20 protein-coding genes and 1 pseudogene are annotated in these 16,272 nt (G+C 54.5%); 13 read left to right on the forward strand and 8 right to left on the reverse strand.

Annotated elements, in window-relative coordinates:
• Nucleotides 1-15: 15 nt before the first annotated feature.
• From AMS69_RS12090 to AMS69_RS12100, 3 genes are all read right to left on the reverse strand, one after another.
• Entirely contained in the window at nt 16-1,692 is a 1,677-nt protein-coding gene (locus tag AMS69_RS12090; protein ID WP_053968310.1) for a transposase, read from the reverse strand.
• A gap of 80 nt (nt 1,693-1,772) precedes the next feature.
• A complete protein-coding gene (locus tag AMS69_RS12095; RefSeq protein WP_053968311.1) occupies nt 1,773-3,020 on the reverse strand; it encodes a digeranylgeranylglycerophospholipid reductase in 1,248 nt (415 codons plus the stop codon).
• Between the two features lie 95 nt (nt 3,021-3,115).
• The gene (locus AMS69_RS12100) at nt 3,116-3,448 is read right to left on the reverse strand and encodes a DMT family transporter (RefSeq protein WP_007107477.1); all 333 of its coding nucleotides are present in this window, start codon (nt 3,446-3,448) and stop codon (nt 3,116-3,118) included.
• Nucleotides 3,449-3,531: 83 nt separating this feature from the next.
• Here AMS69_RS12100 and AMS69_RS12105 point away from each other — a divergent pair, with 83 nt between their 5' ends.
• Nucleotides 3,532-4,320, forward strand: a complete 789-nt coding sequence (locus AMS69_RS12105) for a TrmB family transcriptional regulator (protein ID WP_053968312.1) — start codon at nt 3,532-3,534, stop codon at nt 4,318-4,320.
• Nucleotides 4,321-4,611: 291 nt separating this feature from the next.
• On the opposite strand, the gene AMS69_RS12110 is transcribed toward AMS69_RS12105, so the two are convergent.
• Complete coding sequence (locus tag AMS69_RS12110) at nt 4,612-6,285, reverse strand: transposase (protein ID WP_053968313.1); 1,674 nt, start codon at nt 6,283-6,285, stop codon at nt 4,612-4,614.
• 198 nt (nt 6,286-6,483) lie between these two features.
• Between AMS69_RS12110 and AMS69_RS19735 the strand changes: the two genes are divergently transcribed.
• Together AMS69_RS19735 and AMS69_RS12115 are read left to right on the forward strand one after the other, a co-directional pair.
• Nucleotides 6,484-7,593, forward strand: a complete 1,110-nt coding sequence (locus AMS69_RS19735) for an outer membrane protein assembly factor BamB family protein (protein WP_077067794.1) — start codon at nt 6,484-6,486, stop codon at nt 7,591-7,593.
• A gap of 102 nt (nt 7,594-7,695) precedes the next feature.
• Nucleotides 7,696-8,970 (forward strand): IS4-like element ISHma1 family transposase, encoded by a 1,275-nt coding sequence (locus tag AMS69_RS12115; RefSeq protein WP_053966624.1) that lies wholly within the window; start codon nt 7,696-7,698, stop codon nt 8,968-8,970.
• On the opposite strand, the gene AMS69_RS12120 is transcribed toward AMS69_RS12115, so the two are convergent.
• Complete coding sequence (locus AMS69_RS12120; protein ID WP_053968314.1) at nt 8,945-9,256, reverse strand: hypothetical protein; 312 nt, start codon at nt 9,254-9,256, stop codon at nt 8,945-8,947. The genes AMS69_RS12115 and AMS69_RS12120 overlap by 26 nt on opposite strands.
• A 379-nt stretch (nt 9,257-9,635) precedes the next feature.
• Between AMS69_RS12120 and AMS69_RS12125 the strand changes: the two genes are divergently transcribed.
• A complete protein-coding gene (locus AMS69_RS12125; RefSeq protein WP_053968372.1) occupies nt 9,636-10,070 on the forward strand; it encodes a universal stress protein in 435 nt (144 codons plus the stop codon).
• A gap of 401 nt (nt 10,071-10,471) precedes the next feature.
• On the opposite strand, the gene AMS69_RS12130 is transcribed toward AMS69_RS12125, so the two are convergent.
• Nucleotides 10,472-10,810, reverse strand: coding sequence for a type II toxin-antitoxin system PemK/MazF family toxin (locus AMS69_RS12130; RefSeq protein ID WP_053968315.1), 339 nt, complete (start codon nt 10,808-10,810; stop codon nt 10,472-10,474).
• Nucleotides 10,810-11,169 carry a MarR family transcriptional regulator gene (locus tag AMS69_RS12135; RefSeq protein WP_053968316.1) on the reverse strand — a complete coding sequence of 120 codons (360 nt, stop codon included), beginning with the start codon at nt 11,167-11,169 and terminating at the stop codon, nt 10,810-10,812. Before AMS69_RS12135 ends, AMS69_RS12130 begins: the two co-directional genes overlap by 1 nt.
• Before the next feature lie 286 nt (nt 11,170-11,455).
• Here AMS69_RS12135 and AMS69_RS12140 point away from each other — a divergent pair, with 286 nt between their 5' ends.
• The 6 genes and pseudogenes from AMS69_RS12140 to AMS69_RS20650 all read left to right on the forward strand — a co-directional run bounded on the left by AMS69_RS12140 (nt 11,456) and on the right by AMS69_RS20650 (nt 14,051).
• Nucleotides 11,456-11,752, forward strand: coding sequence for a ribbon-helix-helix domain-containing protein (locus tag AMS69_RS12140; protein ID WP_053968317.1), 297 nt, complete (start codon nt 11,456-11,458; stop codon nt 11,750-11,752).
• Nucleotides 11,742-12,027: pseudogene (locus AMS69_RS12145) on the forward strand (type II toxin-antitoxin system RelE family toxin). Before AMS69_RS12140 ends, AMS69_RS12145 begins: the two are co-directional and overlap by 11 nt.
• A gap of 183 nt (nt 12,028-12,210) precedes the next feature.
• Nucleotides 12,211-12,348: a hypothetical protein gene (locus AMS69_RS20645; RefSeq protein WP_202904543.1), complete on the forward strand. Its 138-nt coding sequence runs from the start codon at nt 12,211-12,213 to the stop codon at nt 12,346-12,348.
• A gap of 335 nt (nt 12,349-12,683) precedes the next feature.
• Entirely contained in the window at nt 12,684-13,214 is a 531-nt protein-coding gene (locus AMS69_RS20190) for a hypothetical protein (protein WP_155119956.1), read from the forward strand.
• 2 nt (nt 13,215-13,216) lie between these two features.
• A complete protein-coding gene (locus AMS69_RS12155; RefSeq protein WP_155119957.1) occupies nt 13,217-13,504 on the forward strand; it encodes a hypothetical protein in 288 nt (95 codons plus the stop codon).
• A 409-nt stretch (nt 13,505-13,913) separates the two neighbouring features.
• Nucleotides 13,914-14,051, forward strand: coding sequence for a hypothetical protein (locus tag AMS69_RS20650; RefSeq protein ID WP_202904544.1), 138 nt, complete (start codon nt 13,914-13,916; stop codon nt 14,049-14,051).
• A gap of 96 nt (nt 14,052-14,147) precedes the next feature.
• Here AMS69_RS20650 and AMS69_RS12160 read toward each other — a convergent pair whose 3' ends face one another.
• On the reverse strand, nt 14,148-14,978 hold the full coding sequence (locus AMS69_RS12160; RefSeq protein WP_053968373.1) for an IS5-like element ISHwa3 family transposase: 831 nt from the start codon (nt 14,976-14,978) through the stop codon (nt 14,148-14,150).
• A 93-nt stretch (nt 14,979-15,071) separates the two neighbouring features.
• On the opposite strand from AMS69_RS12160, the gene AMS69_RS12165 reads away from it, so the two are divergent.
• The 3 genes from AMS69_RS12165 (at nt 15,072) to AMS69_RS12175 (ending at nt 16,077) form a co-directional block, all read left to right on the forward strand.
• Nucleotides 15,072-15,365 (forward strand): hypothetical protein, encoded by a 294-nt coding sequence (locus AMS69_RS12165; RefSeq protein ID WP_238378390.1) that lies wholly within the window; start codon nt 15,072-15,074, stop codon nt 15,363-15,365.
• Between the two features lie 131 nt (nt 15,366-15,496).
• The gene (locus AMS69_RS12170) at nt 15,497-15,691 is read left to right on the forward strand and encodes a DUF7557 family protein (protein WP_053968321.1); all 195 of its coding nucleotides are present in this window, start codon (nt 15,497-15,499) and stop codon (nt 15,689-15,691) included.
• Entirely contained in the window at nt 15,691-16,077 is a 387-nt protein-coding gene (locus tag AMS69_RS12175; protein ID WP_053968322.1) for a PIN domain-containing protein, read from the forward strand. The genes AMS69_RS12170 and AMS69_RS12175 overlap by 1 nt, the downstream gene beginning before the upstream one ends.
• Nucleotides 16,078-16,272: the final 195 nt, after the last annotated feature.

Genomic DNA, 16,272 nt, shown 5'->3' on the forward strand with positions numbered 1-16,272 from the left:
GGACTGAGTGCCTCTCTACCCAATTCCGGTCTCCTTCTTCAGCAGCGTCAATGTGTTATCTGCCGTCACCATCGGCGAGTGCCCGTACTCACTAGTCAACGCAACCTGGACGAGCAAGTCGACGGCTCGCCAGATAGAGTACAGCAGACACGCGAACGCGAAGTAGAAGAATCGCAGCCCGAAATCCTTCGACGTGGTGGCAGCCATGAACCGTTTGATCGACCTGTACCCACTCTCAATCTCCCAGCGATAGCCGTACTCCGTGAGGTGACCACTCCCGCAATTCGTCATGAACACCGAATATTGTTGATGGTCGTCGTGCTCTGAATCTTCTTTTCGACGATAGATCAGCGTCGTCTCGTGCCACTCGTTCTTGCCGAGGTGGAGCTTCCGGTCGGTCTCATAGCGGTCTTGACCGCTCTGGAGCAACCGCTTCGCCTGGGCCTTCTCGCTGGTCTGCATCCGCTTGGGAACGACGTAGGAGAGCCCACGCTGGCTGAGCATCTCTAAGATGTGCTGGCTATCGAACTCCCGGTCCATCAGCACGTTATCGACGTGAACCATCTCCTCAGCAGAGTTCAAGAGGTCCTCGACGATTTCTAAGCGAGATTCACCCTTCCGAACTGGCCGTGCGTCAAGCACGATCGGGACGGCGTTGCCGACTAATTGGACTGTCGCCCACTGGTAGGCATACTCGTCGTTCTTCTTCTTCGTCCCGAGGATCTCGTCCTCGTGCCCGGTCCTGTCGCCGGTGAAGGGATTTGCTTCAGTGATGTCGATCGCGACGATGCCCGCTCGAAAGAACTGCTCTGTCTCCGCAACTTCGCTTAGGAGCCTATTAATGGCCTGTCGGTACATCTCACGAATCTCTGAAATTGCGAGATCGCGAATATGCTCTCGGTGAGCGTGTCCCAGCGGGGTTCGGTCACGGGATGACTCAATGACAAAACTGCGAGCCCCTTCGTTCGCAGCCAACCGCTCGCGAAGCCCCAGGTACGTCTGCAGATCCCAGTACGCGTTCTCATGTATCCCGCAGCCGTCCCCACGATCCAGCGAGAGTGCTGGGAAGACAATGCGACTGACGTGGTCGGTGATCTTCTCTGCCTGCTCTAACGCAGTTTGGTCGTCCGGTTCTGACTCACCAGACTCACTCCCGTGGTATCGGAGCTTTCGTGCCGGCTCACGCGGAACCGCGACACCCGCATTCTGGGCTTTGATGAGGATCGTTCGCGCTGTGGTTTCGACCGTGTCCCGGAGATCTGCAGTGAAGCGATGGTGCCAACTGCGCCACAGGGTTGACTGAGCGGGGACCGACTCCAAGCCGATCTGTTCGCTGAAATCAGGGTGCTGGGTGAGGTATTCGACGAGGGCCGTCTCGTGGTTCCAGCCATAGCATTCTTTCAGCAGGAACAAGCGAAATAGTGTCTCCATCTCGTAGCTCGTCGATCCTGCATACCGGTCGTGGGGATCGAACTGGACGTATGCAAGCGGTAATGTGTGGACGAATGGTTCAACGCCCTCGTGTTCGTCTTGTTGGAACCACGTTTTTGCGACCACGCGGACATCCGACTCCAGTGCGGGAAGCGACGAACGATCGAACAGCGGGCTAGACCCATACGTTGGCCAATCGACATAGGAACAATGAGCTATTTGGCGAAAGACTGTTCGACGCGACTCGGGGGGCATAGCCATGTGGGTGCTGATAGCAAAACGTCCAAGACCAGTTGATCAAGATCGGATAGAAGTTGGATTCATCAGCGGAAGTGTTGTGGTTAGCTGGAGTAAGAGACACTCCCAAACTGTGTTTCTCGCCAGTATTTCCAGAGGTAGGATAGATCACTAGGATACAGCAGTTTTACAATTTCCCGCTTGCTGCCATCGTTAATATCTGAAAGGGTATCTCGAGAAAGCTTGTTCAGATCTTGCATGAGTCGGTCGTACCGTTCGTTTGGTGCAAGGTATAGCAACCTCGTCATCATCAATCGACGGTCTTGTCTGGGGGCAACTTGCTCGTTCCATAGGTCGTCGTAGACTCCCATCTCCTCAGCAGAGATGTTTTTCGTCCTCGTCAGACAGCGGTCGGCTGTCATTGCAGCTGCGCGAGCTGATTTCATACACTTGTAGATTCCCTCTCCCCAGACAGGATCAACCGATGGGACAGTATCACCGATCGCCATAAATGAATCAGTACTCATCGATCCGGGGGGCTGTACATGTGCTGATCCCCGAACTGGACTCTCTGCGATTTGTCTGGCGTTCTCGAACCGTGGGTCAGTATCAAGCCAATGTTCAAGATACCCGTCGACGGTGCGATCGTGAATGGCGTTTTCTTGATAGCGTTCATTCTGGATGTAACAGATACCGACTTTTGCTGTGTCGTCACCCGTATGGAAGATCCACGAATAACCTCCAGGGGCGTACTCGTGGTCCAACCGCAACATCATCGCGTCAGTGAGATCAGCAAAATCGGGATGATTGAGATTGACGCCTTCGAATAAGTATTCAATACCAATCGCGTGGTTCTCCCGCTCAAGATTGGCTATCCCCAGACCTTTAGCCAGTGGCGCAGACGGACCCGTAGCATCAATAACGATTTCGCCAAAGACCTCCTGGTCACGGTTATAACGGACACCAACGAGATTACCATCTTCGACGATCGGGTCACGAACACGAGAATCAAACCGATACTCAGCACCCTTGTGACGACCATCCTCGACAAGGAACTTCTTGAACGCCTCGAAGTCCAAGACAAAGCCCGGCTGGTCCTGGATAAAGTGTTCATTTGGAGATTCAAGAACTACTGATTCAGTCGCGTGCATAACGACGTCGTCCGGGATGCCGAAGGAGGTCATCATTGACGCAAACGTTCCGCCGGTAGATTTGTTACTTTGAGCTGGGAATTCATCTTCTGCTTCGGTTTCTAGGACGACAACATCGTACCCACGGTCAGCTAGGTCTCGTGCACACTGCGCCCCCGCTGGACCTGCTCCAGCGATGATCACATCATACCTGTTTGACATCGTTGGAGAACAACTACTCAAGAGCGGACGAACAAGATGTTGGAACACAGTGCCACTTTTCGGTTGTTTCTACACAGGCCCCTGTGCCCACCATCTTAGTGGGCAGACATCTGTGACACCACGTTGACGAAGTAGACGCCACCGATAATGAGGCCAATTCCGAGAAGGCCTGCCAGATCAACTGGTTCATCAAAAATAACGGCCCCGATACCTGCTACACCGACAATACCCAATGCTGCCCATGTCCCATAGACGACACCCATCGGTAATTCCTCTAACGTCAGGGATAGTAGATAGAACGCTGCCCCATATCCGAGGACAACCCCGATACTGGGAACCGGTTGTGAAAACCCATCGGAGAGTTTGAGGGCAGTTGTCCCGAATAATTCGGAGAGTATTGCACCAGCGAGCAGTACGTATGGATGCATATCGTTAGGTCTCGAAGCCCCCGAGATACGACTATTGAAACAAAACAGCACTTACAATTTGTTTGGAGGCACAATGACAAAGCATGACGGAATTGGGCGAGCTTGGACTCTCAAGTTATGAGGAGAAGGTATATCGAACCCTTCTCGTAACAGGAGCAGTGACGGCAGCTGAACTCTCTGATACTAGTGGAGTCCCAAAAGGCCGTATCTACGACGTACTAAACGGCCTTGAAGCTCGCAAGTTGATTTGGAGACAGTCAAGCGACCCAAATCGGTACGTGGCCGTACAGCCAGAAACCGTCGTCGACAGGCTTCTGGCTGAACGAGCGTATGAACTGAAACAAGAGTGGGATCGTTACCGCGAGAAAGCAGAAACAGTTCGTTCGAACCTTTTGCCGACACCACCAACAGAGAGTAGTTTCTGGCTTGGATCGCTCGGGAGTGACGAAATGAGTACAGCGCTCCAGCAGCATATGCGAACCGCGGAGAATGTTGTCAAAGCAACTGTCGGGCCTCCCTACGAGGATGCGACGTGGGAGACACTCCAATCTGAAGTGGAAGGCTTTTTCGAGGGTGCTAATACGGATTTGTCTGTTGACCTCCTCTTCAGTGAAAAAGCAGTTACCGTACTCCCCGACCGATTCCCACATCTAATTGAAAACCAGCCCGCAAACATAACTGTCAGAACGACTCCTGAGATTGCGCTTTCGTTTGATATCGTGGACAATGTGGAGACGACGATCGATGTGCTACATCCAGTATCTGGCGAAGACAGGATCGGTGTGATCGGGATCAAAGATTCGCAAGTAGTCTCCGAGTTTGAGCAGTACTTCCAACGACTGTGGACCGATGCTGTTCCCCTCCTTGAGTGAGACAGTGATGATGGGAGGAAGACGTGATGTACTGTAATTGACTCAAACCGATATTGCCTCTGTGCATTGAGAAGGCCAGTCTCAACTACTGTCGCGCCTTGGAAGTTGAGACTACAGCGGGTTTAGCGGGGCTGTAATGCGTGGTATCGGCCGATTCAATCAGCAGAAACTGACTCAGATCACCCTTCGTTCGCTTCTTCCTGTCGCACTAACAACTATATTGCCATGTTCCCGAGATTCTCAATAGCGTTGCCACTCGGAAATTTGCGCTGACCCAGATCGAGGACGCTACTATCCGATCCCAGTCTCCTTCTTCAGCAGCGTCAATGTGTTATCAGCCGTCACCACCGGCGAATGTTCGTACTCTCCGGTCAACTCAACCTGCACGAGCAAATCAACTGCCCGCCAGATAGAGTACAACAGACACGCGAATGCGAAGTAGAAGAACCGGAGCCCGAAATCCTTCGAGGTCGTCGCAGCCATGAACCGCTTAATCGACCTGTACCCGCTCTCAATCTCCCATCTGTAGCCGTACTCCGTGAGGTGTCCACTCCCCCGATTTGTCATGAACACCGAATACTGCCGGTGATCGTCATGCTCTGAGTCCTCTTTCCGTCGGTAGACCAGCGTCGTCTCGTGCCACTCGTTCTTGCCGAGGTGGAGCTTCCGGTCGGTCTCGTACCGATCTTGACCATGCTGGAGTAACCGCTTGGCCTGGGCTTTCTCACTCGTCTGCATCCGCTTCGGCACGACGTAAGAGAGCCCGCGCTGGCTGATCATCTCCAAGACGTGCTGACTGTCGAACTCCCGGTCCATCAGGACGTTATCAACGTGAACGAGTTCTTCAGCCGAATCCAGCAGGTCCTCGACAATCTCTTGGCGTGACTCGCCTTTCCGCACCGGGCGAGCATCGAGGACGAGCGGGACCGCATTGCCGACTAGTTGCGCTGTCGCCCACTGGTAGGCGTACTCGTCGGTCTTCTCCTTCGTCCCGATGATCTCGTCTTCGTGACCGGTGCGGTCGCCGGTAAAGGGGTCGGCCTCCGTGATGTCGATCGCGACGATGCCTGCGCGGAAGAACTCCTCCGTCGCTGCGATCTCATTGATGAGCTGTCGGACCGCCTGTCGGTACATCTCGCGAATCTGCTCGATAGAGAGATTACGGATCTGGTCGCGATGACCGTGCCCGAGTGGTGTTCGATCACGCGTCGACTCGTGGATGAAGCTGCGAGCGCCCTCGTTGGCGGCCAAGTTCTCACGGAGTCCTAAGTAGGTCTGTAAGCCCCAGTAGGCGTTCTCGGGAATCTCACAGCGCTCGACACGGTTGAGCGAGAACGCGGGGAACGCGACGCGACTGACGTGCTTGGTAATCGTCCCTGTCTTGTTGAGGATGGCCTGGTCGTCAGGGTTCGAATCAGCGGCGTCGTGGCCTTGACGGGAATTTCGTTCTGGTTCGCGTGGTACGGCGACATCTGCGTTTTGCGCTTTGATGAGGATCGTTCGAGCCGCTTTCTGGACCGTCTCGCGGAGATCTCGCGTGAAGCGCTCGTTCCAGCTGCGCCACAGTGTCGATTGATCGGGCACCATCCCAAACTCTAGGCGTCCGCAGAGTCCAGGGTGGCCATCGAGGTACTCGACGAGAGATGTTTCGTGCTTCCATCCGTGGAGTTCTTTCAGCACGAACACGCGAAAGAGGGTATCCATCTCGTAGCGTGTCGAACTTCCGTAGCAGTCGTGGGCTTCGAAGCGGAAGTAGGCCAGAGGAATCGAGCAGACCAGCTGTTCGAGTGAGTTATGATCAGGGTGCGTAAACCAGGCACTCGAGACGACTCGAACGTCCGATTCTAACCCGGCGAGCGAGGTTCGATCGTACAGCGGCGTCGAGTCATATGTGGGCCACTCGACGTGCTGGTGGTGTGCGATTCGTCGAAAGACACTGCATCGAGACTCGCGAGTCGCGACCACTACGAATAGATAGCCCGGACATGCCCAAGAGTCCGTCTAACTGACCTGTATAGTGGTTTCAGTAGCTCTATTGGATTCCCCAGTCGCGAAACAGGAGTGGTGCAGCTAATCGTTAGATGTAGAGTGAGAATGTAACAGAGTGGGGTTCTAGATATAGCTTACAGAATGTCTATATGATTCGGGTGGGTGGATTTCTGTATGCCCTCCCGCCGTTCGTTCCTCGCCACTAGTGGTACGCTCTTGGCAGGTGTCCTCGCTGGCTGCTCGGGGACAATTCTTTCACAATCGCCAGATGGGACGCAATGGACCGCATCAGTTCCTGAACCAACATCACTGTCCCCACCCTGTGTAACGAACGGATGGCTTGCAGTTGGTGGGTATCATAGCAGTCAATCTGGGAATAGCCAGCTCGCGGTTTTTGATGCAACAGACGGGACACGACAGTGGGATATTGATCTAGAACGAATAACTGGCCTCACTGCTTCAGATGGACACATCTACGCCGGCGAGAGAGGCGGCCCCCGTGGTGCACAAGCACAGATCTACGCGTTCGATGCATCGAGTGGTGAGCAATTGTGGACACAGGCCGTGAATAACCTCGCTTCAGCGCTCACTGTTTCGGATGAGACCCTCTACGCGGCGAACGGCTCCCTTGCAGCCCTTGAGACGAGTGATGGAACACTTCGCTGGGAGCAGTCGTCGATCGATGGAATCGACTTCACCGTGATTGCCGCACCAGACGACCAACTTGCAGCTGATGATACGGCGGTCTACTTCGGTAACCAAGGAGGCGTCGTCGCACTCTCACCCAGCAACGGAACACTTCTGTGGGCGTGGCAGCCGGAGGACTGGCCGTCAACAACTGTCGGCCCTCTTCCTGTCGATACCCATGTATATGTTGGAGCAGACGGTAACGTCGCCGCACTTGATCGGACAACTGGCCAGCTCCAGTGGCGATCGTCATTTGGAATGGATGCCCGAGTTCAAGGGGTCCACAAAACTGAATCATCCCTTTTAGTTGCAGAGTCGACAGCGCAAGCACCTTCTGGAACTTTTGGGACATTATATGAGCTCTCACTTCAGAACGGTACGGAACGCTATGAGAGACGCTTTGAGACGCCCGTAACACAAACAACTTCGACCTTGGACAGGTTCATTGTCGGAACAGATGCCGGACAGATCACGTGGGTCGATAGACTCTCTTCATTTGAGCGAGCTCAGACGACGATTTCCAGTGAGACATTTCTCCTAGGTGCCGGTGACGAGCAAGTGTTTGCACAAACAACTAACGGAACCATCCGTCTTTAGCTAAGAGAGAAACCGCGTGACAGCAGCGGCTTATCGAGGCTTCTTTTCGAGAGGAATGAGGAGGCGATAGCTGTGTCCAACAGAGCCTCCTCATCGAGAATCATGCGTCGGCTCACTACACTGTTTCCCTCTGAGTTCCTCGAAGAGCACGCCGAGGAACTCGGCGTGGTCGAGCGAGAGGGTAAGCTCCAGATTCCTGTCCTCGTGTGGGCGCTCGTGTTCGGCTTCGCCGCAGGCGAGAGCCGAACACTCGCTGGGTTTAGACGCTGCTACAACGCTACAGCTGACGAACCGATCTCTTCTGGCGGCTTCTATCACCGGTTGACACCGTTACTCGCAGAGTATCTCCGCGACCTCGTCGAGCGCGGCCTCGACGAAGTCGCTGTCCCTGATGCTGTTGATGCTGATATCGACCGGTTCAGGGACGTGATGATCGCTGATGGAACGGTGTTGCGGTTGCACGAGTTTCTTTCTGATGAGTTTCAAGCCCGCCACGAGGAGCAGGCTGGAGCGAAGCTCCACCTGCTCCACAACGCTACCGACCAGACCATAGAACGGATCGATGTGACTGATGAGAAAACGCACGACAGCGCGCTATTCAAGACAGGATCGTGGCTGCAAGGACGACTGGTTCTGTTTGATCGAGCGTACTTCAAATACCGCCGCTTTGCGTTGATCGACGAGAACGACGGCTACTTCGTGAGTCGGCTGAAGCAGAACGCAAATCCGGTGATAACGGCGGAATTACGGGAATGGCGCGGCCGCGCCATTCCCTTGGAGGGCAAACAGATCCACGATGTGGTCGATGATCTCTCGCGGAAGTACATCGACGTAGAGGTGGAAGCGGAGTTCAAGCGTGGCCAGTACGAGGGAACCCGGTCGCTGGACACGAAGCGATTTCGCGTCGTCGGCGTCCGCAACGAGGACGCCGACGACTACCACCTATACATCACGAATCTACCGAGAGAGGAGTTTCTCCCGGCGGATCTAGCGACGCTGTATCGGTGTCGATGGGAAGTAGAAACGTTGTTCCGTGAGTTGAAGACGCAGTACGAACTGGACGAATTCGACACGAACAACCCTGATGTCGTGAAGATTCTACTGTACGCAGCGTTGCTGTCACTGCTGGTGAGTCGTGAGTTGTTGGATCTGGTCACTGAGCAGGCCGACGATGAGATCGTGTTTCCGCCGGAACGCTGGGCGGCGACCTTCCGGTCGCACGCCCAGCTCATCCTTCACGAACTCGGTGAGTACCTCGGTTACTCGCCACCGCCGTTGTTGGAGCGGCTAATCGAAGATGCCCAGAAAATCCACCAACAACGACCGATCTTACAAGAGACGCTCGCTACCGCTACACAACCGAGGTGTGAGTCTTAGCTAAAGACGAATACGTGTCGGGATAGCTGTTCCAGAGCCGGCGAGCGGGGCCGTTCTTCGGCGGCGTTTCGTGCTCGATATCGTGGCGGTTGATCGCGCGATAGATGGTCCGCTTCGAGACCTCGTGTGCGATGGCCAGATCGGCGACGTCGAAGCCGGCATCGAGCGCCGCTGCCAGATACGACGGGTCGGTGTAGGCGTCTGGCGTGAATTCAGACAGGTCGAGTGCGGCAACGATCTCGGCTTTCCGGTTGGTGGTCGCAGTCTGTGAGTCGGGATCAGTCATCGGTGTATATGTCAAGTTGACTAGCCGGATTTCCTAGAGTGTTTCGGCGACAACGGGGAAGGTGAGCGATAGTAAAATAGCGGCAAGAACTGATGCCATCCGCCCCCTCCCCCCTTCATTCCAGTTAATACCCGCGCGTGCAGGGATCGGAATTGGGAGTCAGCAGCTCGAAGCCGCTACCGACCGATTCTGAGACCGGCCATATATTCGAATACTGAGATATAGTTGCCAGCGGAATCGCCGCCCACCAGTGGGGCCGGTCAGAAAGGACACGGCCGCTTTGCCGTCGCTATGTTGCTCACATTACTGGGGAGTCTGCCTGCTCACTAACTGGTGGCCGGGGTCACAGTTTATGCGTGTGCCGGGCGCTGAAGCCGACATGTACGATAGTATCCTCGTTCCGACCGATGGGAGCGAGCACAGCGACCTTGCCATCGAGCACGCGCTGACGCTCGCGACACAGTTCGACGCGGAAGTTCATGCACTATTCGTCGTCGAACAGGCAGGACCGGACGGTCACTGGGACTTTGCCGTCGAGGACCAGGAAGCAACCGGCGAGAAGGTGCTGGACGCGGTGGATGCAGCAGGCGACGAGCGCGCCGTTCACGTCGAGCGCCACTTGCGCCGTGGGACGCCCAGTGAAGAGATCGTCGACGCCGCCACCGACTACGAGGTCGACCTCATCGTCATGGGAACGCAGGGCCGAACCGGCCTCTCACGCATCGCCACCGCCGGTAGCACGACAGAGCGCGTAGTCAGACTGACCGAGATCCCGACGCTCGTCGTTGGCGGTGCGGGCGCCGAAACCGCGTGAGACCACCAACCGACCCTGGCGAGAGTTAACAGTCCTGTAGCAGCTGATTCGCGAGTTCCTCTACTGGCTATACAGCTGCCGCAGTACTATAGGAAGGCAGTGAGACCGGCTGATGCCACCAGTCTCGAGAGGAGGACTTGTCCGTACTCAGGTCGGATATCATAAGCAATCAACGTCGACAGTCCCGGGTGTTTGCAGGCACATCACAGCGCGATTCGCCCCCTCCCCCCTCCAGTCCAATTAATACCCGCGCGTGTATGCATCAGCGTGAGAGTGAGTCACACAGAGTCGCTTCTTCCGGATTCTGTTCCCGACCATATTTTCACAGAGTCAGGCATGGACGCGGATATCGAGGAATTGTTGCCGTCGGTTCGAAACAGGCCCTTGGGTGACGATAACCGTCAGGTGTCGGGTGCTGGTGTGTATCGATGGAGTTCCGTCACGGCTTCGGCGACGAGCGACGGTGCAAGGGTTCCCTGCTGCTGGTCAAAGTCACGATGCTTGATGGTCGTCGTGTACCACGGCGAAATATACGCATCGGCATCTGAGCCGCCCTCGAGCCAGCCATCGTCTGCGACAGGGATTGCGCCAGAGTGCTGCTGTGTTGTCATCGCGAGTGCAATGCATTCCGTGTGTGCGAACGGGTGGGAGCTGTCACTGACGATGACCCACGGTCGGTACGACGGTCCAGATTTGTGTGGCGCAGGTCCCCACCAGACATCGCCTTGTTCGTAGGGCATCACTCCTGCTCCTCAGATTCGTCGATGCCAGACCCCCACTCCTCGGGATCTTCGGAACCGAGACGATCAGTCGCTGCACGAGCCGTGGCCATCGCACTGAGCGTCTTCTCGATGTCCTCGGCATCACTGATGGCCCAGTACTCACCACGATGTCGCACGAGGTCACGGTCTTCGAGCCGTGACAGAACAACACCAACGCTCCCACGGGCAACATCCGTCGCCTCGTGAATTTCCTTGGGCGTGTACGCTTGCTCTGGGTGGGCCGCCAGAAACGAGAGGATGTCCTCAGCGTTCGTCCGGCCGCCCGAGCGGAGGTCCTCGCTGGATCCTTGCTCGAAGCGGTCGATGTCGATGGGCATACACCACAGTTTGTAACAGAGGGTAATAGCTGTAATGGGTGTAATTGCGGGAGAATCGGCTTCAGCATACGACAGATCGTAGGACCGGCAGAATCCGTAAACCGACGAAGTCGACTCCCTCAAAGCGAATCAGCTTCATAGCAATTGAGATCGTGGTATCAATCATCGTGTCATATCGGGCCGATACAGTACCCCAAGAAAGGGTCGTCAAACAATGCTGTGCTGTGACCAGCCCGTTCTGTCTCGTGCGAAGATTTAGGCATATGCGTACGTAAAGCATCTGTATATGTCTGATGTAGATACAGCAAACAGTGGTGATGAGCCCGAGATGGTCCAAATCAACCTGCGACTGAGTAAGGCATTCCTCGAGGATATCGATGCCACGTGGCAGGAGGAGGGATTCAATTCCCGCAGTGAGTTCCTTCGGCATGCTGCCCGGGATGCAGTGAAACACCCCGCTTTCTCTCGCGAGGGGTGGAAACAGATTGCAGCAAGCGAACACGACCTGCGGTCCGGTGATGCGGAGTTGGTCTCACGAGAGGAGGTTATGCAGATGATGGACCAGGACGAGGATGACGAGTAGCAGCGACTGGGCCTGGAAATTCACGCCACGGGCAGCCTCTCAGTTCGACGATTGACCCACACGTGCAGGACCGCCTTGTCTCAAAACTCGACGAGGTTGTCACCTCTGAATGGCGGACTCCCGATGAGTTCCTCGAACCACTCACCGGCGGTCCGTTCTCGAAACTTCGAATCGGGCAATACCGACTTGCCTGTGTCCTCGACCACGACGAACTGGTCCTAGAAGTTCATCGGATCGAACACCGAAGTGGTGCCTACACTGCAGACGACGATTGAGAGCGAGAGTAACGACTTGTCTACGAAGCCGTAGCAGGTTCGCCGGATAACAGCGGAAACCGTGGTGTGTCCGACCGACTAGTCTCCCCATTGGAGGGCAAAATTCAGTAGTGTGTAGTTTTGTTTACAACGATCCTCTCCCCAATTTTGTGTGCCTCTGGCGGGTGAGAGGCGTTTCTGAATATGAGCACCGAACAGCAGTCCGTCGATGAACAGTTTCCAAGCACCGAAGCCGACGACCGACCAGATATTCGTGCCCAGCATCGACAGGCACAGATGAGTGGCGAGGTGTTTCAGGGTCGTCCCCGGGGTGAGAGATAGATGTGTTGTCCCGACTGCCGCCGGCCACCGTCGGCGTCAGCGTGTGTCGACAAGCGCTATTAGTGTTCTTGTGTCGTCGAGATCGAATACGAGCGAGAAGTATATAGTCGAATATATCCATCCGTGATTTTATCACTGTTTCCGCTAATATAGAGAAATACGCTTCTTCAGACATAACATACCTAGTTTATGTCTATCAATATTTGTATGGTTAGTAAATATTACAAAAATATAATCTTTCCGGTAATACTAAGTACATATGATATACAAATTGATGTGTACGCTAACAAACACCCCTCCGACGCAGAATCCGTAAATAAGGATATAATACAACTATGTATCAAAATCGCCGCCAAGTGTTACAGTCCCTCGCAGGTAGTGCAGTACTCGGAGCAGGAATCCCTCAAATCGCCGCTTCTGGAACAGCACAGGAAACGGACGATCAAAAGAACAATTTCACTATCACGCCACTTTCTGGGCAAGCTGCCGAACAATTGCAGAAGGAATTGCTGTCGACTGATCCTCTCAAAGCTGTCCAGAAAAAGATAGAGAGTAGCGGGTTCAAAGCTGAAGTAGATGATCACACTGTCACAGCCGAAATTACGAACGAAGATACTGATGATCAGTGGGCCGCCCTCAGATTGGGCTTCTCTTACACGGGTGAGGTGACAGACAATCAGAATCATGCCGCCATCTTGTATGCTCACAAGATAGATGATGATAGCGTCTCCGTTCGTGGAATCTTCCAACATGAGGGAGATCCGGTAGCAGTCCACGAAGCAAGCGGTTCAGCGAGCCCTGCCATAGCTGCTGATGACGGAGGCGTTACTACGTATACAGTCCCAGTTGCTGATGGAGGTGAATGATAATGGCTCTAACTTACGCAGGTAAGATACCGGTAGATGAGCTTTGTGATGCTTTTGAAGACCCAGATCACAAATTAAATGATTGGTTAGACGAGCACGGGATTGATGCTTCCGAGGAGGCAGAAGAAGCTGCAAAAGAGATGTCTAAGAATCTTGAGGATGCTGCCGATAGTGCTGATTATGCTGTTGAAGTGGGGCAAGACGTTGTTGATGAGATAGAAGACACAATTGAGGGTGGACTTGATGATATAGGAGATATCATCAATATGGGACAGAATTTCGTTATTTAATAAGACTGTCTGGTGATATGAGATCCCCTATTCAATAGTATGACAACGTATCAAGTTTCGTGGTCGGAAATGGCCGCTTATTCCTTTTTTTTGCTAGTGATGGCTGGTCTGGTGTATGTTGGTGAGACAGCTTTGGCGGTGTTATATATTTCAGCAGTAGCCGTTGGGTTATGCTTGTACGTTATTAGAATAAGATATATGCAATGAGTCGAGATTCGTTTTCAAGAGCCACCAACAGTTCGAGCAACTGTTTTGTCGACAGACGAAACCGCTTCGTCATATGTCTGTATCAGGCCGAACACCCAGATGTTTTAGTCAGAATGTAGTTGGAGTATCGTACCGTTCAGTCTGGTGACGGTACGTTCCCTAAATTTTGTGCGCCTCTGGCGGGTGAGAGGCGTTCCTGAATATGAGTACTGAACAGCAGTCCGTCGACGAACAGTCTGCAGACAGCCAAGCAGATGAGCGACCAGACATTCGTGCCCAGCATCGACAAGCGCAGGCCGATGGCGAGGTGTTTCGAGGCCGCCAGCGAGGTGAGAGATAGATGTGTTGTCCCGACTGCGACCAGCCCTACGAGGTAGCGGCCTGTGTCGACAAGCGCTATTACAGGCTGTGTTGAATCGCCATACAGCAGTGGAATTCACTGTTTCACGGCTCGCTTGATGTTATAGACGACACACATCAGCGCGATTTCACGGAACTCCCGGAACCAAGTACGCGCTCGCACGGCGAAGCCGAGCGAGCGCTTCACAGCCGAGTTCACAGTCTCGGTCATCGAGCGCTGATTGTAGCGCTGTTCGTCGATTCTGGCGTTGTGCGCGTGGTCGTAAGGTGCGAAGATACGATGTTTGATGAGCGGGCGAATCCCGAGGTTACGAAGGGATTCGCGGAGCGATTGCTTGTCATAGCCTTTGTCGGCAGCGAGAGACCGCAGATCGCCCGCGTTCCGGCGGGCGATCTGCTCGGCGAGATCGGCATCGCTTCCTTCTCGGTTCGTCGAGCAGTGAACGTCAAGGACAGCTTGAGAGTCTGTATCGACGAGTTTCGTGACCTTCAGCTTCTGTACGCGGTAGCTGATTCGCTGGCAGTAGTGACGGCTCGCAGCTGAGCGTTCGTAGAATGTTGCGTCGATAGCACCGTGTTTCGAGGGGTCGTGCAGCTGCGCCGACTGGCGCAGCAGCACTCGGCAGACGCTCATACTGATCCGGTCGAACGCCTTACACAACGTGGATGGCGAGGGGAGATCGGCCGCTTCGAGGCCGATCTCCCCGGTTATTTGTGGCATCTCCTTCAGGAGGTCTATCGTCATCCGGTAGGACGTGTCGAGGTAAATCCGCAGACAATGGAGGGAGACGAGCGCATAGTCGGCGAATCCGCCGCCACCTTCCGGGGCGGCGGATTCGTCTCCATCGCCAGTAACTCTTTGAGAAATCGGGACAATCTCGCCAGTGAAGCGGGAGATTTGCGTCATGACCATTCGCAGTCTCCCGCTTCAACTCCTTTGATTTAGCGACCTATCCCGTCGCCATCTAGTGATTCAACACAGCCCTATTACATCAATGGGGTGGCTTCCGACCCGATTCCGTGGGGCGAGGGCAGCCAGTACCTCACGTACAAGTTACAGGTCCTCCAGACCAACGAACGGGCCGTTACCGTCAACCCCGACCGGTGGCGCGACCAGTCCTGTCCTGCCTGTGGCGTCAAGCGAGGCGGGATACATCATCGGTTGTGCGACTACGAGGAGTGCCCCGCGTGTGGCGAGCAACTGCTACTGTGTTCCTGCGTCGTCGACATCGAAGTCGTCGCACCACGTAGCCCGAGGCGTCGTCTCAAGCAGCTGCTCAGTCGTCTCCTGTAGGTAGGACTCCCCCTTGGTAGAGATATGTGGCCAGTGTCAGTTGTTGTGACTACACTCATCTTATTCGCAAGAGTGTACGGTCATTTGGCCAGGGCAAACACTCATAACTGAGAAATTCATTAGAAATTCACATGAGCCGAACATCCATTCCCATAGATACCGATACAAAAGACAGACTCGACGAGGCGAAACGAGAAGATGAAACGTGGGATGAATTCCTCCTCCGAATTGTTGCATCGACCGGTGATGGGATGTCTCCAGGGGCACTGTCTGATGAAGAAGCCGAGGAAGCACTGGAGATCGTACGAGAAGGTCGCGAGCGGTAATGTTTCTCGATACCTCCGCGATTATCGCCTACCAGCAAGGAGACGAGCGCGCTGTCGAGTATCTCGATGATGGCCGGCCATGGTACACATCTACAATCTGCGCCTTCGAGTATATCAACGGCCGGCTTGGAAGCGGTGAAACTGACGTACTGGCCGTCAGACAAGAGTTTTCGGATGTGCAGACACTTGACCTGAACGAGCCCATTGCAGTCGAGGCCGCACGCCTGCAAGATGAAATAATGACTGACGGAGGGCGACTGGCAACTGCTGATATGCTTGTTGCGGCTACAGCCCGCTCAACGGGTGACGAACTTGTCGTCGCGGATAGCGACTTCGAGACTGAAGTCCTTCAAACTGTGATGGAGGTCACGAACCTCCGTAAATGAGCGATACGCAGATATACTAACTGGCTATTTCGGCCACCACAGTAAGTAAATAAACCCAGCCATAACGACTGGTAGCAAGACCAGACCCCGTGGTCAGAATTTTGTGTGCGCCGGCGAGGGTGCCGGCGTCGCACTGACTGCAGTGCGTAGAGCGCCGGCAGGTCACGGTCTACCAATGCATATGCTCATCTACGC

The sequence above is a fragment of the Haloarcula rubripromontorii genome (genome assembly GCF_001280425.1).
Taxonomy (GTDB): Archaea; Halobacteriota; Halobacteria; order Halobacteriales; family Haloarculaceae; genus Haloarcula; species Haloarcula rubripromontorii.

Excerpts from the sequence above, each read along its gene's own strand:
- AMS69_RS12170 (WP_053968321.1), top strand. The coding sequence starts at position 15,497 with ATGAGCCGAACATCCATTCCCATAGATACCGATACAAAAGACAGACTC.
- AMS69_RS12175 (WP_053968322.1), top strand. The coding sequence starts at position 15,691 with ATGTTTCTCGATACCTCCGCGATTATCGCCTACCAGCAAGGAGACGAG.
- AMS69_RS12100 (WP_007107477.1), bottom strand. The coding sequence starts at position 3,448 with ATGCATCCATACGTACTGCTCGCTGGTGCAATACTCTCCGAATTATTC.
- AMS69_RS12125 (WP_053968372.1), top strand. The coding sequence starts at position 9,636 with ATGTACGATAGTATCCTCGTTCCGACCGATGGGAGCGAGCACAGCGAC.
- AMS69_RS12135 (WP_053968316.1), bottom strand. The coding sequence starts at position 11,169 with ATGCCCATCGACATCGACCGCTTCGAGCAAGGATCCAGCGAGGACCTC.
- AMS69_RS19735 (WP_077067794.1), top strand. The coding sequence starts at position 6,484 with ATGCCCTCCCGCCGTTCGTTCCTCGCCACTAGTGGTACGCTCTTGGCA.
- AMS69_RS12115 (WP_053966624.1), top strand. The coding sequence starts at position 7,696 with ATGCGTCGGCTCACTACACTGTTTCCCTCTGAGTTCCTCGAAGAGCAC.
- AMS69_RS20645 (WP_202904543.1), top strand. The coding sequence starts at position 12,211 with ATGAGCACCGAACAGCAGTCCGTCGATGAACAGTTTCCAAGCACCGAA.
- AMS69_RS12090 (WP_053968310.1), bottom strand. The coding sequence starts at position 1,692 with ATGGCTATGCCCCCCGAGTCGCGTCGAACAGTCTTTCGCCAAATAGCT.
- AMS69_RS12095 (WP_053968311.1), bottom strand. The coding sequence starts at position 3,020 with ATGTCAAACAGGTATGATGTGATCATCGCTGGAGCAGGTCCAGCGGGG.
- AMS69_RS20190 (WP_155119956.1), top strand. The coding sequence starts at position 12,684 with ATGTATCAAAATCGCCGCCAAGTGTTACAGTCCCTCGCAGGTAGTGCA.
- AMS69_RS12105 (WP_053968312.1), top strand. The coding sequence starts at position 3,532 with ATGACGGAATTGGGCGAGCTTGGACTCTCAAGTTATGAGGAGAAGGTA.
- AMS69_RS20650 (WP_202904544.1), top strand. The coding sequence starts at position 13,914 with ATGAGTACTGAACAGCAGTCCGTCGACGAACAGTCTGCAGACAGCCAA.
- AMS69_RS12130 (WP_053968315.1), bottom strand. The coding sequence starts at position 10,810 with ATGCCCTACGAACAAGGCGATGTCTGGTGGGGACCTGCGCCACACAAA.
- AMS69_RS12140 (WP_053968317.1), top strand. The coding sequence starts at position 11,456 with ATGTCTGATGTAGATACAGCAAACAGTGGTGATGAGCCCGAGATGGTC.
- AMS69_RS12120 (WP_053968314.1), bottom strand. The coding sequence starts at position 9,256 with ATGACTGATCCCGACTCACAGACTGCGACCACCAACCGGAAAGCCGAG.
- AMS69_RS12155 (WP_155119957.1), top strand. The coding sequence starts at position 13,217 with ATGGCTCTAACTTACGCAGGTAAGATACCGGTAGATGAGCTTTGTGAT.
- AMS69_RS12160 (WP_053968373.1), bottom strand. The coding sequence starts at position 14,978 with ATGACGCAAATCTCCCGCTTCACTGGCGAGATTGTCCCGATTTCTCAA.